Here is a 12,168-nt window from a genome sequence, read left to right as displayed (position 1 = left end):
GTTACTCGTCGCCTGCAACCCACTTCTCGCTGTACCGTTGTCCACACGCACACGCCGCGTAGGCGTGGATCACGTCACCGTCGGCATAGAGGCCGCCAACGTCCTCGTTTTGAGCTTCGGCGAAGGCAAAGACGAAGCGGACGGTGTGGTCCCCGTCGGGATCGTCCTCGGCCACAGGACAGGTGCCACCAGTCAGGTCGTCGTCGATGTGGCCCTCGGTGTCCATGGCCTCCTGGGCCAGCGCCATCGGGTCGATGTCCGTCGCCGACTGGAAGGCACTGCGGCCGTCCTCGCCGGGCAACACGAGAACAACACCGCCCTCGACGGACTCAGCATACGATTCGAGCGCTTCGGGATTCGAGACGGCCGCCTCGTGGAGGAAGACGGCGACGTCATCGGGTCGGTCGCCGGCCAGAAAGGCCTCGCGATCGGTCATACCGCAGGCGACGGCACAGGGAGGGAAAAACGACTCGGAGGCGATCGGTGATCGGTACTGAAATCTGAAGCGGTCAGATGTTGATGACGCTAGAGACGACGAGCTTCGTGAAGATCGCGATGACCGCGCCAACCCAGGTTAACACGACGAAGTGCATGTAGCTGTTGAGCTTGTGCCCCCCGTCGGTGGTCCGGATCATCAGCGCCGACAGCATGGCGTTGAACACGATGACGATGATGAGCAGGAACTCGATGACGGGGATGTCGTAAACGGAGGTGTGAACGAGGGCATTGACCTCGAAGCGGCTCCCAGTGTCGAGATTCAAGCTCATTTCGGAGAGGATATTGACGACCTGCAGCCCGATGAAGAAAGCGAACGTCGAGGCCGCAGAGATCCCGTAGAGGACGCCGATGAGAGTCGTCGTCTCCTGGTCGCGTTGCTGGCGGAGTTGCTGGACTTCGTTCATGTTCTCGCTGATGAGTTCGCCCAGTTGCTTCGGAGAGCCACCCATCTCACGGCCAACGAGGTACATCTCGCTGAAGGTTTGGATGAGATAGGAGCGACACTCCGCGGTGAAGTGCCCCCACGCTTTGGCGGGCTCGATACGCATATTGAGCCGCTTATAGAGGTTGTCGACGTTCTCGGTGAGCGGGCCAAAGTCTTTGCTGCGTAGCGATTCGAGGACCGTCCCGGTTGTGGACTGTTTTGCGCCTTCCGTCGAGCCGAGCGCGCGGATGAAGCTGGGATACTCCTCGTCGCGAGCCTTGATCTTCTTTTCCTCACGACGGATCACGAGGCCGGGAATGAGCAACGGAGAAATTGGGACAGCGGCATAGAACGGGAGCGGAACAGGGTCCCAAATCGGGACCAACATGTTCAGCGTAATCGGGCTGATGCCCGCTGCCCCGCCGAACGTGATAAGCGCGAGCACGACCGTCAGGAAGACGCCAGCAGCGAAACTCAGGTTGAGACGGCGCTCCATCGGCGACGTGATCTCCTCCGGGTGGTACCAGACGGGATCGTACGGCGCAAGCGATCGAATCGCGACGAAGAAGCCAGATTGAACGAAGATAAAGAGGACGATGACGGCGCTGACGGTCATCATCGGGTTCGTCCCCGTCAGGATCGGGAGGACGACCGCAAACACCAGCGCGAACGTCATCGAGAGAATCATCGACAGGTAGAGGTCTTTCATGACCTCCAGGTTGCCGAGCGCGCCCTCGTAGACGGTTTTGTAGTTGTCGATGATCATGTCCTGCTCGGAGAGCAGGTAGTCGTCCAGTCCCTGGCCCGCCCCGAGCGTGTACCCGAGCCGGTCGAAGAAATCGGAGACCGGCTCGCTCGGGACCTCTTTGGCCCGCCGCCTGAGGGCATCGTCCAGACTCAAATTCCACGTATCGACCAACTCGACGACCCGGCCCATCTCCGTGGCGAGTTCGCCGTACTCGTCTTCTTCGGCCAGCGCCCGAAAGACCTCCATCCGGTCGATTTTGGTCGTCGCCAGCACCGTCATGTGCGTGACCAGCAGGTGAAATCGGTTGTTCAGCGCCTGTCGGCGCTGGGAGAGTTGGACTTTCGGATAGAAGACTGCCGCCCCGAACAACAGTAACCCAAGCAGCGGGAACGGCAAGGCAATCGCCAGCGGGAGCGGGATTACGACCGCGACCGCGATGGTAATGACGAAAAACACGAACGCTGGCAGCAAGATAGCCAGCAGATATCGCTGGATCGGGATTCCCATCCGACGGTAGGAATCCATCAGCGAAGCTATCGTACCGGAGATCGTCAGGTCGAGGGTGGCTTCTTCGGAGGCCATCAGTCTTGGCGGTGGATATCGAAGGAGAGCCCTTCGACACCGTCCCGTTGGAAGTTCTCGATCATCTCGTTGACCTCGTGATAGCCCAAGATGTTCTCCTGGATCGCCCGTTCGATGAGGCGAGCACGGAACTTCAGGTCGTCGTAGATGTCGCGCGTGTCCTCGTATCCCAGCAGCGTCGCGATCTGCTCTTCGAGGACGAAAGAGTTGTTCATCCCCTGGAAGACGATCTCGTCTTCGACCGGATCCCAGTAGAAGCTCTGGCGAGTGACGACACCGTCCATCTCCTTCGAGTACCCCTCGATTTCCTGAACGGAGGTCACCCGACGAAGCACCTCGTCACCCTGCTTGACACGGTTCTGGAACAGTGCGATGTCGGCGACGTCCATGAACGTCTCGGGGACGTTGATCGGTTCACCGGTAAAGCGCTGGATCATCGAAACGATGTCGGCAGCGTGGAAGGTCAGCATGACTGGGTGGCCAGTCTGGGCGGCCTGGAACGCCATTCGCCCCTCCTCGCCACGGACCTCGCCGACGATGATGTAGTCAGGACGAGACCGGAGCGCGGCGGCGACGAGATCGAACATGTCCACGTCCGTGCCCTCGTCGTCACCCTCGCGAGTGAGCAGTTGCTGCCACGTATCGTGTGGCGGGAGCACCTCCGCGGTGTCTTCGGCAGTGTAGATCTTGTTGTCCCGGGGGATGAACGACATGATGGAGTTCAGCGTCGTCGTCTTCCCTGAGGCAGTCTCCCCGACGACGAAGACCGTCTGCTCGTTCTCCAAGGCGAGCCACAGATACGCCGAGAGCTCGGGGCTGAGGGTCCCCCACTTGGTGATCTGGAAGATAGAGAGGGGTTCGCCCTCGTTCTGTCGGATCGTGAGTGACGGGCCTTTGACGGAGATGTCGTCCGAGTAGATGATGTTGATACGCGAGCCATCGGGCAGCGTCGAGTCGATGATCGGGTCGCTGTCGGAGACGGGATCGCCGATCCGCTCGCCCATGTTACGCAGCCACTGCTCGTATTGGTCGGGCTCACCGAAGTCGACGGTCGTCTTGATGAGGCTGTAGACCGAGTGATCGACGTAACACTCGTGGGGACCGATGACGTGGATGTCCTCGTTGGCCGGGTCGCGCATCACCGGCTCCAGCGGGCCGAGGCCGACGATATCTCGGTTGAGTCGGTAGCGGATGTTCTCGTAGGTTTCCTCGGTCACCTCGACTTTCCCGATGTTGGTGATGTCGTTGAAGCGACTGAGGACGCCGTTCTCGTCACCACTCGACTTGACGGCCGTCGTCTCCTGGAGGAGTTCTTCGATGCGGTCGTCGTACTCGGCCTCTTCGCTTGGGGCCGGCTTCATCACGCTCTTTTCGAGCAAGCGATTGCGCACCTTCTCGAAGACGGTCCACTCGTCGTCCTCCAGTTCGGGCTCGATGGCGTAGTACTTGATGTCCTGTCCGATGTCACCGTAGATGTGCGTGTAAATCGGGCCACCGACGGGGTAGATGATGTTCGGGCGCTGGGACTCGTACTCCCCGTCGGCCTCGTCGACGAACATGGGGAACTCGCCGGTGATCTGCTTGAACTTCTGGAGGTGATCACGGAGATGCGGCCGTCTGGCGGCGTGTTGGCGGAGTTCATCTGACGGTTTCGGTCTGCCGTGATCTGTCATAGTGTGTTTGTTTTAGGCCACGCTGCGTGATTCGATGACGATGCCTGTCCCCGAACGGACTGAGTACCCGATCGTGTCCCCGACCTGCTCGCCCATGCCGGCAAAGCGTTTCACCGAGATCTGTCGGCGAACATCGTTGCCAACCTCGACCATCTCCAGTTCGATGAACACGTCGGCGATTGCCCGGAACGGGCCGATCGCATCTTCATCCAGCGTCGAGGGATCGACCGTGAGCATGATGACTTTCCCCTCGGCGATGACGTCCCGGAAAAAGGAGATGATCTCCAGGGCAGCCTGGCGTTCCTCGTTTTGGCGGACGAGGGCCTCGAACTTGGGGTCGTTCCGGAGGATGGCGTCGAACGTATCGATGATAATGACGTCCGTCTCCCACATCACCTCGGCGTCCATCAGGCGTTTGAGCAGGTCCATCCGATCGGTCTCCTCGTCGCCGCCCTGGAACGTGTTCGAATCGCCAATGTCTGCGTGCAGGAACAGCAGATTCTCGTCGAGGATATGCTCGACCATGCCGTAGTCGAGGCTGTGCATCTGATCGAGAAAGCTCCCGACCGTCAATTCAGTCGAGAGCATCGTGACGGACTGGCCAGTCTCACAGAGCCCGTAACTGAACCGCTGGCTCATCGCTGACTTCCCGGCCCCGTAGTCGCCCTCTACGAGGACGATACTACCAGGAGGGATGCCGCCGCCCAGTTCCTTGTTGAGTCGATCCCGCTCGTCTAGGCCAAGCGAGTAGAGGTCAGTTGTTGCGATACTCATGTGCGAAATTCGAACACCTCCTCGTCACCGTTGATCGTAATCTGGACACGGTGATCGCCACTCGAAAGGTCCGGGGCCGAAATATCCATCCGGACGACGTTTCCGATGGCCCAGGTCTCCCCGTCGACGACCGTCACCGAGAAGTCAGTCTGGAAGCGGCCATCGAGCAACACGTCCATCACCACGGGATCCGGGGGCAGGCTCTGAGAACCAGTGTTCTTGACGTACAGGGTGATGTTGCCGTTCCCGGAGCGGTCGTAGACGGTCGCACCGCTATCGCTGATGAATTCGATGTCGGTGCGAACGTCGTCACTGACGTCTAAGCCGAGTTCGTCGACGGCTTGACTGAGTTCACCGACCGTGTTCGTGAGCACGCCAGCGACGCTGGCTGCGACGAGAATGCTCGCGATGAAGATGATCAGGTGAGACGCAGAGACACTAGCCACGCACGACCACCTCCGTACTGGCAACCCCTGGACCGGAGACGATCTTGATCCGGTCGGGCTGGCTAGTGGCCGAAACGTTGTATCGCAACTGCTCGCCCGGCAGCCACAGGCCCGTCCCAGTGTCACCGTCGACAGACCGCTCGGCGAAACTCGTCTGGTAGTCGTTGTCGACGATGAGGTCCGTCCCGTCGACGGTCAGTTCGGACGCACCCGTGTTGTTGACCGTGACGATGAGACTGTTGTTGGCGTCGTAATACGTCGCGTTGTGGACCGCGATGGCCGTGTTTTGCTGGGTGAGCAAGTCATCCTCGGCTGCGTTACGAGCGTCTGTTACCCGCTCGACGGTGTTGAACGCGGCAGTGTGGAACATCCCGAAGGCGATGAGCGTCGCAGCGAAGATGATCGCCACCGAGGCACTAACGCTGAAGCCCATCTGCTCCACCTCCAGCCATAGTTGGCATCTGTTCGAGAGCGACTGACTCGGCACCGCCGCCGTTCAACTGACTCACGTACCGGAGGCTCTTGGTGTGGTGATCGATAGTCAACGTCGCCGGTTCGCTGTCCGCGTCGAACCCCTGCAGATACGCCTGAAGCTGGTCGGCGACATCCTCGTCGATCCAGTCGATGCGCTCGTAGTAGTGGATCGCCTCGGCAGTGGCTCGGATCCCGACTTCCTCGACGAGGAATTCGAGCCACTCGACGACGATCAAGTCGGCGAGAAAGCCATCGGGGAGTTCCGTGAGGTACGGCTTCCCGTCCTCGCCGCTGGCCGATTCCTCGGCCGTGTCGGCCTGATCGCTCGCCTGAGTGTTCGACTGAGAGTCCGCATCCGCCGTCGGTTCCTCGACAGCCGCCTCGTCTACAGTCGCCGAGTCCACACTTTCGGCACTGTCCGCAACACCGTCGGCAGCGGGCTTCTCAGCGTCGTCAGTCTCTGCGGCTGCGTCGGGGTCGGCCTCTGTGTCGACTGCGTCCTGTTGTTCGTCCTCGTCGATGACCGTATCGAAGAGGTCGTCGTCCGCAAGCGCGTCGTCGGCTGACTCGTCTTCGAGTTCGTCGAAGGCATCAGCTGATTCGTCCTCGATCTCGTCGAAGGCGTCAGCCGATTCGTCTGCGAGTTCGTCGTCAGCTTCGGTCGCCTCGTTGTCCGAGCTCGTCTCGTCTGCCTGCTCGGCCTCGTCGCCCTCGGCCCACTCGGCGTCGCCCGACTCGTACTCGTCTTTCAGTTCCGCAAAGGACTTGCCGCCTTCTTCGCCGCCATCGCTTTCGTCGCCGTCCGCATCCATCTCGAAGTCATCGTCCATCTCGAAATCGTCGCCGTCGTCGAAATCCTCCTCGAACTCGTCGTCGAAGGCAACGTCCTCACCACCCTCCTCAAGCTCCTCGCCCCCGAGAACGTCACCGACGTCGGTGTCGGCCTCGAGTTCGTCGTCGTCCTCGACGAGATCCTCGTCGAAGAACCCCTCTGCATCGGCGTTGGCGATATCTTCTTCGAGATCGTCGTCGGCCTGGTCGTCGTCGCCATCGTCGAACAAGCCAAACGATTCGTCGCCCGGGCCACCGAGTCCACCGGCATCGATATCGTCCGCGAAGGGATTGACACCGCGGGTCACCATCTCGTAAATGTCGAGCAGCTTCCGGACGTTCTCCTCGACGTCATCGACCGTCTCGGAAATCTGTTCGTTCTCGTTGCGGACGGTGTTGACCGTCGAAGACAGACTTCCGACTTCCGTTTCGAGTTCGTCCAGTCGATGTTCCAGCTCGTCCGTGTCTGACCCCCCGTCCATGTCGCCGAACTCGTCGTCTTCGAATTCCCCAAACTCGTCACCACCATCGTCAAGTCCACCCAGCTCACCGAAATCGTCGCCACCGCCTTCCTCCGGCATCAGTCCCTCGCCACCGCCTGCATCGTCCGGTTGTGCCTCCTCGTCGTCGGAAAGAATCGAGTCGAAAACTGACCTGATACTCATACCGACAAAGCCCACTGAGAGCAGTGCGACGAGCAACGGCTCCGGCGACACTGCTCCGGCCGGCCCCAGGAACCACCCGCCGGCATCCAACACGGGCCGACCGGCCGCCGTCGTTACGGCCGATCCGAGCCACAGGGACGAGAGACCACTCATCACAACAAAAGTAGCCGCTCACACCCTTCAATGTACCGTTTAGAGTATCATATCTGATAACTGATTGTTCTATTCCGCGAGACGGGCAAGAAATTAGCGTCTGACGCCCCCAACTGGACGGTACGTGGCGGCCTCAGGACCCTCGAAATATCGATTTTCGGAACGACCATTGCGTTGACTGGTCGTGGCCGAGAACGTGAAAAGATGCAGAGGGGTATCGGACAGACGGCGATCTCACAGACGACGGGAATCCATGTTCGCGCTCTTGACGACGAGATCGCCACTGCTGCCCTCGAACCGGAGCGATCGCCCGTGGTCGCCGCCGACATCCTCGTTGACGACGGGGATGTCCATCGATTGGAGCGTCTCCTTGACGACGGTCGCGTTCCGAGCACCGATCCCGGACCCCTTTTTCGAGAAGTCCAACATGTCGCTGCCACCAGCGATCTTGGCGATCATATCGGATCGGTCAGCGCCGGCAGTTTCCATCTCGTCGACGAGCGTTTCGACCCCGGTATCGGCGAACTTGGCAGGATTGCCACCATCGACCTCGTCGGCTGCGGGCAACATGACGTGGACCAGTCCTGATGCCCCGACGGCCTCATCCCGGATCGCAACGCCGATACACGACCCGAGTCCGCTGGTCGTCAACACGGCCCCGTTCGTCGAGACCTCGTACTCGGCGATACCGACCTTGATCCGTTCGGTCGTACTTGCATCTGCCTGTTCCGAGCCGTCGTAGACCTTCATTGGAACAGTTCGTCGGGATCTGCCTCAGTTTTGTCTGCGCGCTCAACCATGAGTTCGTCCAGGGCCTGGCGTAACTCGCGTTCGTTGGGGAGTGCGTGAATCTCGGCTTCGAACTCGATCTCGTCAGTCCGCATCCGAGAGTCGATACTGAACGCGTGTTCCTGGTGTTGGCCGACCTGTGCAGCCAGCGGGTCGAGGATTGCCTGGCCCATATCGTGGACCAATCGCGGAGGCGTATGATCGACAGACGTCTCGAGGACGTTGGCCCAGCCGTCGACGAACCCACTGGTCATGATGTTACCCAATTCCTCGATTGCAGCGGTGTGCTGGTCCGTCAATTCGTCGCTATCGACGTCAGTTGGCATCAGCGCCTCGGCGACGTTTTTGGCCGACTGCTCGTCGAACAACACCAGAAGGAAGCCACTCGGGAGGCCAGTAAACTCCACGACAGTGCCGACGTACTGAGCGTTCCCGATCTGCTTTGGAACGTCCTCGATGCGGGCGAAGCTGATCTGGCTCACTTCCGCCTCCGTCTCGATGCCGGTCATCATCGAGACGTTGTCGGCTGCCTTCTCGGTCCCACGCTCGGTCATCCGATTGAACACCTGCAGCTTGTCGATCGGAATGGCGTCGCCCGCGGTGTCGGCGTGGGTCATCATCAGATCGGTCAGCGAGTCGTAGTCGGGCAACATGTAGATGTAAAAATCGACTGACTCTTCGAGCCACTCGATTTGACTCTTGAAGACGAACAACTGGTCGGCACCGTCGGCTGGAGTCTCAGACGGCTTCGAATCGGGAATGACGTCCCGGCCGACTCCCTCGATGTACGTCGGTGGCGAGTGATCGATCGTCGTCTCGAGGTAATCGGCCCAGCCGTCGATGAACCCACTCATCATGATGTTGCCGATCTCTTTGACGCCGCTTTCGGCCATCTCGGCTGCGGAGTCTCCCGGAAGCAGGGCGTCGGTGAGCGTCTCACTGCAGGACTGATCCATCACGAGAGCGGTCTGGCCGGACAGTTCGCCCTCGAAGTCGAACTGGACGCCGACGAAATCCCGCTCGTCCAGTTGCTCACCGATATCGTCTCGGTCGACCAGCGTGATCTTGGTCACGTCGACCGCTGCATCGATGCCTGTCATCTGGGCCATCGATGCAGTCGCTTGCTGGGCACCCTCGTGAGCGAGCTGATTGAACGTCCCGAGCGACTGAATATCGACCTTCATCGGTCAGGATGGAACGACGTCTTCGATGGCTTCCATCACGCTCGGTTTCTGGAAGGGCTTGGTGATATACCCGTCAGCACCCGCCTTGACGGCCTCTTTCATCTTCTCTTCCTGCCCGACACTCGTACACATGATGACGTTGGCACTGGGGTCTGTGGACTTGATCTCGTCTGTTGCTTCGATCCCGTCCCTGATCGGCATGACGATGTCCATCATGACGAGATCTGGGTTGTTCTCTTTGTAGGCCTCGACGGCTTCGACGCCGTTCTCGACCTCGTCGACGATCCGATGATCTTCCTCCAAGATCTCACGTAGCAGGTTCCGCATGAACTCCGAGTCGTCCGCGATCAATACTTCTGGCATGTCTTGTACCTCGCAGGTTGGCGAATTCAGCAAATAAATGCTTCCGTACGATTATCGCGATTGATAGTATAGCACGTTGTAACCAATTGTCAGAAAAGAGCGAGTAGCTGCGAAAACCAACGAACGACCGGCAAAGCAAGCTCACCGTACGTGAAGTACTCAATCCCTGCCAAAAGGTACAACACAGTTGTTGTCGCAGCTGTCGTGGCAATAGCTCGTGCTGCGCTCACGGGGAGACTGCCAACAGCGCCGAATGCAACAGCGAGGACGGTCAGCGCACCGACTGCGAGATGAAGAAGCGCGTGGAGCTGCATGGCCTCTCCGATTGCTGGATCTAACGTGTACAAGATGAGGACAACAATAGGGAGGCCAACCACAATGGTCCCGATGTACGTACCGAGGAACCCCCCCACATCGGCCTGCAAACCACGTCTGACTGGTGGGAGACAAACAACGAGATAGACTAGCAGCGGCATAATCGGAAGGAGGTATCGGACAGTGATTTGAGCATGGATCGGCAGTCGCCTGAGATACGACAGCGAGAAGACAACGACAATCCCTACGGCCAGGAGACCAGTCTGGAAACGTGGTGTCCCAGAGAACCGAATTATCCGGTCCCGTATCTGACCGTCCCTCATCCGGAGCTGAGAGAGCACAAGGACAGGAACAGCGGCTAGGGCCGATGCCACTGGAACACTTTCGAGGAGAGTCAATTCGATTGCCTCCTGCTCGTTGAGTGCATGTTGAATGCCGGAAATCCGGCCACTGCGTATAAACACGTCGACAAGGCGGCTAGGCTCTACCCACACGATAGTTATGCCGGCAATGAGGATATCCCAGGCCCGCATCAGCGGGGCACTAAGTCCCGAATAGAGCACCCAAACGACCGAGAAGAGCTGCCCGAGTACGTCGGTTTCGGGAGACGTACCTCCAGTCATTCCATTGGGCGTGGGGACTCCGGCAGTCTCACCGCCGTCCCCTCCGGGAGCGCCACCGCCCACATCAGCAGCCTGTTCAGTTAGTGAGACCGTGCCGTCGGCAGCTATTTGCAGGTGCTCTCCGACACTCGGGAGCATCTGAGACGTGCGAAGGGGAGATCCCGTGATGAGAAGGTTCGTTAGTAAAAATGGCACGAGCGACGCGGCGAACGCAGCAGCAACCGTTGCCAGCTGCCTCCGGCCGTTGTTCGGCGCCGTCGTGAGGTCCAACGGCAAGAGAACGATCAGCATGGGAAGGGCCTCTGCCTCCTGAACCCAAGCGAGCAGGCCAACCCCCACGTATGCCAGTGCTCTGGCCCGTGTTGCGTGTTCGGATTCCTGACGACTAGCAGCAAACCCCACAACAGTGAAACCGATAAGTAACGCCGAAAGCACGTGGCGCTTCGGAATCGACGCCCAGAACAGCACGGGCGTTGCGAGAGCAACCAACAAGCCGACTGCCACAGCCGCTTTTCGACCATACAGCATCGTGACCAGCCGGTAGTAGACGACAGCCACGGCGGCAGCAACACCCATCGAAACTATTTGCAAGGCCAGTAGCCCGGTCCACTGAGGATCGAGCGAGTGAGCCAGCTCAACGTTCCAGACGAACAGCCCCACAGCCAGTACCGTCCCCCAGACTGCCAGCGAGCGCCGCTCGAGCACACGAGCAAGTTGGGTTGCGAACGCCGCAACGGCGAAACTCCAGAAACCGGCGAGTAACAGTCGAAGCTCTGTCAGCATCGCGGCTATCTCCAGCATCCAATAAACGGGGGCCGCTAGTACTGCTTGGCCGTAATTCCGCCCGAAGACGCTGGCGCCGCGTTGATACAGCCCAGGTTGGGAGCCCAACGTGAGCGAGTACTCGATGCGGGTTATCTCTAAGTGCCCTGCTGCGACGTTAACAACCGTGTTTGCTACTGCATAATTGTCAGTAATAAAGAATCCGATCCGCCAGCAAAGTGGTACTACCGTCAGTATCCCGAGAAACAAAACCAAGCCGACTCGGTCCCCGAAAAGCATTGCGAGCAAGCGATCCCCAGTAACCGAGAAGTTGCGATTGCCGTTGAGCAGCTCGTCGAATCCCCGCTTCATCGATCAACCTCCAGTTCGATGGACTCGTTAAACACCGTCCGGTCGACGGTGTGTGACTGTACACGCACGGTGACGAGGCCATCGTATCGGGGCTGGGTAAGTACCTCTGGAGGAAAGGCTCGGTCGTCCATCCGGATGCGCACGCCACCAGACCTGGATAACATCTGAGTTCCAGCCCTGTCGACATCCAGTTTGGGAACTCGGAGGCGATAGACGATTCGGGGCTGTCCTGTGACTTGATCAACGTACAGCGATGCCTCAGGCGCTCGTAAGTAGGTCACGGCCGTCCCGAAACGGCCATCAGCGAACCGAAAATCATCAGCTTCGACAGTAAGCCCCGACACGGTCGCATTCCCATCGCCGACAAGCGTAGGATTTCTCTCACCAGTAAACGAAAAGTTCGGCACAACAGGGCCAGCAAACACAAGGGTCACAACCACTGTCGCGAGGAGGAGTCGCTGGGCGAATCCAAGGAGGTCAGAGAACATACGC

At 59.5% G+C, this 12,168-nt stretch carries 12 protein-coding genes; all 12 read right to left on the bottom strand.

Annotation, left to right across the window (positions count from 1 at the left end; all coding sequences use genetic code 11):
• Position 1: 1 nt before the first annotated feature.
• The 12 genes from FR699_RS01085 to FR699_RS01030 all read right to left on the bottom strand — a co-directional run bounded on the left by FR699_RS01085 (position 2) and on the right by FR699_RS01030 (position 12,164).
• Positions 2 to 436, bottom strand: coding sequence for a DUF5807 family protein (locus FR699_RS01085; protein ID WP_158853476.1), 435 nt, complete (start codon positions 434 to 436; stop codon positions 2 to 4).
• 73 nt (positions 437 to 509) lie between these two features.
• Positions 510 to 2,252, bottom strand: a complete 1,743-nt coding sequence (gene flaJ / locus FR699_RS01080) for an archaellar assembly protein FlaJ (RefSeq protein WP_158853474.1) — start codon at positions 2,250 to 2,252, stop codon at positions 510 to 512.
• Positions 2,252 to 3,925 (bottom strand): type II/IV secretion system ATPase subunit, encoded by a 1,674-nt coding sequence (locus FR699_RS01075; RefSeq protein ID WP_158853472.1) that lies wholly within the window; start codon positions 3,923 to 3,925, stop codon positions 2,252 to 2,254. Before FR699_RS01075 ends, flaJ begins: the two co-directional genes overlap by 1 nt.
• A gap of 12 nt (positions 3,926 to 3,937) precedes the next feature.
• The gene (locus tag FR699_RS01070) at positions 3,938 to 4,699 is read right to left on the bottom strand and encodes an ATPase domain-containing protein (RefSeq protein WP_154552197.1); all 762 of its coding nucleotides are present in this window, start codon (positions 4,697 to 4,699) and stop codon (positions 3,938 to 3,940) included.
• Positions 4,696 to 5,145 (bottom strand): flagellar protein G, encoded by a 450-nt coding sequence (locus FR699_RS01065; protein WP_154552198.1) that lies wholly within the window; start codon positions 5,143 to 5,145, stop codon positions 4,696 to 4,698. Before FR699_RS01065 ends, FR699_RS01070 begins: the two co-directional genes overlap by 4 nt.
• On the bottom strand, positions 5,138 to 5,578 hold the full coding sequence (locus FR699_RS01060) for a flagellin (RefSeq protein ID WP_154552199.1): 441 nt from the start codon (positions 5,576 to 5,578) through the stop codon (positions 5,138 to 5,140). The genes FR699_RS01065 and FR699_RS01060 overlap by 8 nt, the downstream gene beginning before the upstream one ends.
• Entirely contained in the window at positions 5,562 to 7,268 is a 1,707-nt protein-coding gene (locus FR699_RS01055; protein WP_158853470.1) for a FlaD/FlaE family flagellar protein, read from the bottom strand. Before FR699_RS01055 ends, FR699_RS01060 begins: the two co-directional genes overlap by 17 nt.
• A gap of 234 nt (positions 7,269 to 7,502) precedes the next feature.
• Positions 7,503 to 8,018 carry a chemotaxis protein CheD gene (locus FR699_RS01050; protein ID WP_158853468.1) on the bottom strand — a complete coding sequence of 172 codons (516 nt, stop codon included), beginning with the start codon at positions 8,016 to 8,018 and terminating at the stop codon, positions 7,503 to 7,505.
• Entirely contained in the window at positions 8,015 to 9,241 is a 1,227-nt protein-coding gene (locus FR699_RS01045; RefSeq protein WP_154552202.1) for a chemotaxis protein CheC, read from the bottom strand. Before FR699_RS01045 ends, FR699_RS01050 begins: the two co-directional genes overlap by 4 nt.
• Positions 9,242 to 9,244: 3 nt before the next feature.
• Positions 9,245 to 9,604 (bottom strand): chemotaxis protein CheY, encoded by a 360-nt coding sequence (cheY, locus tag FR699_RS01040; RefSeq protein ID WP_154552203.1) that lies wholly within the window; start codon positions 9,602 to 9,604, stop codon positions 9,245 to 9,247.
• An 89-nt stretch (positions 9,605 to 9,693) separates the two neighbouring features.
• Positions 9,694 to 11,676 (bottom strand): hypothetical protein, encoded by a 1,983-nt coding sequence (locus tag FR699_RS01035; RefSeq protein WP_158853466.1) that lies wholly within the window; start codon positions 11,674 to 11,676, stop codon positions 9,694 to 9,696.
• Positions 11,673 to 12,164 carry a hypothetical protein gene (locus FR699_RS01030; protein ID WP_158853464.1) on the bottom strand — a complete coding sequence of 164 codons (492 nt, stop codon included), beginning with the start codon at positions 12,162 to 12,164 and terminating at the stop codon, positions 11,673 to 11,675. The genes FR699_RS01035 and FR699_RS01030 overlap by 4 nt, the downstream gene beginning before the upstream one ends.
• Positions 12,165 to 12,168 lie beyond the last annotated feature (4 nt).

This window comes from Halorhabdus sp. CUG00001 (assembly GCF_009797925.1).
Classification (GTDB): domain Archaea; phylum Halobacteriota; class Halobacteria; order Halobacteriales; family Haloarculaceae; genus Halorhabdus.
The sequence above is the reverse complement of the archived record's forward strand: the minus strand, read 5'-3'. Positions and strand labels throughout refer to the sequence as shown.

What these genes read in the sequence shown, in the direction of transcription:
- FR699_RS01060 (WP_154552199.1), bottom strand. Translation starts at nt 5,578, where the DNA reads ATGGGCTTCAGCGTTAGTGCCTCGGTGGCGATCATCTTCGCTGCGACG.
- FR699_RS01070 (WP_154552197.1), bottom strand. Translation starts at nt 4,699, where the DNA reads ATGAGTATCGCAACAACTGACCTCTACTCGCTTGGCCTAGACGAGCGG.
- flaJ (WP_158853474.1), bottom strand. Translation starts at nt 2,252, where the DNA reads ATGGCCTCCGAAGAAGCCACCCTCGACCTGACGATCTCCGGTACGATA.
- FR699_RS01030 (WP_158853464.1), bottom strand. Translation starts at nt 12,164, where the DNA reads ATGTTCTCTGACCTCCTTGGATTCGCCCAGCGACTCCTCCTCGCGACA.
- FR699_RS01035 (WP_158853466.1), bottom strand. Translation starts at nt 11,676, where the DNA reads ATGAAGCGGGGATTCGACGAGCTGCTCAACGGCAATCGCAACTTCTCG.
- FR699_RS01045 (WP_154552202.1), bottom strand. Translation starts at nt 9,241, where the DNA reads ATGAAGGTCGATATTCAGTCGCTCGGGACGTTCAATCAGCTCGCTCAC.
- FR699_RS01055 (WP_158853470.1), bottom strand. Translation starts at nt 7,268, where the DNA reads ATGAGTGGTCTCTCGTCCCTGTGGCTCGGATCGGCCGTAACGACGGCG.
- cheY (WP_154552203.1), bottom strand. Translation starts at nt 9,604, where the DNA reads ATGCCAGAAGTATTGATCGCGGACGACTCGGAGTTCATGCGGAACCTG.
- FR699_RS01085 (WP_158853476.1), bottom strand. Translation starts at nt 436, where the DNA reads ATGACCGATCGCGAGGCCTTTCTGGCCGGCGACCGACCCGATGACGTC.
- FR699_RS01050 (WP_158853468.1), bottom strand. Translation starts at nt 8,018, where the DNA reads ATGAAGGTCTACGACGGCTCGGAACAGGCAGATGCAAGTACGACCGAA.
- FR699_RS01075 (WP_158853472.1), bottom strand. Translation starts at nt 3,925, where the DNA reads ATGACAGATCACGGCAGACCGAAACCGTCAGATGAACTCCGCCAACAC.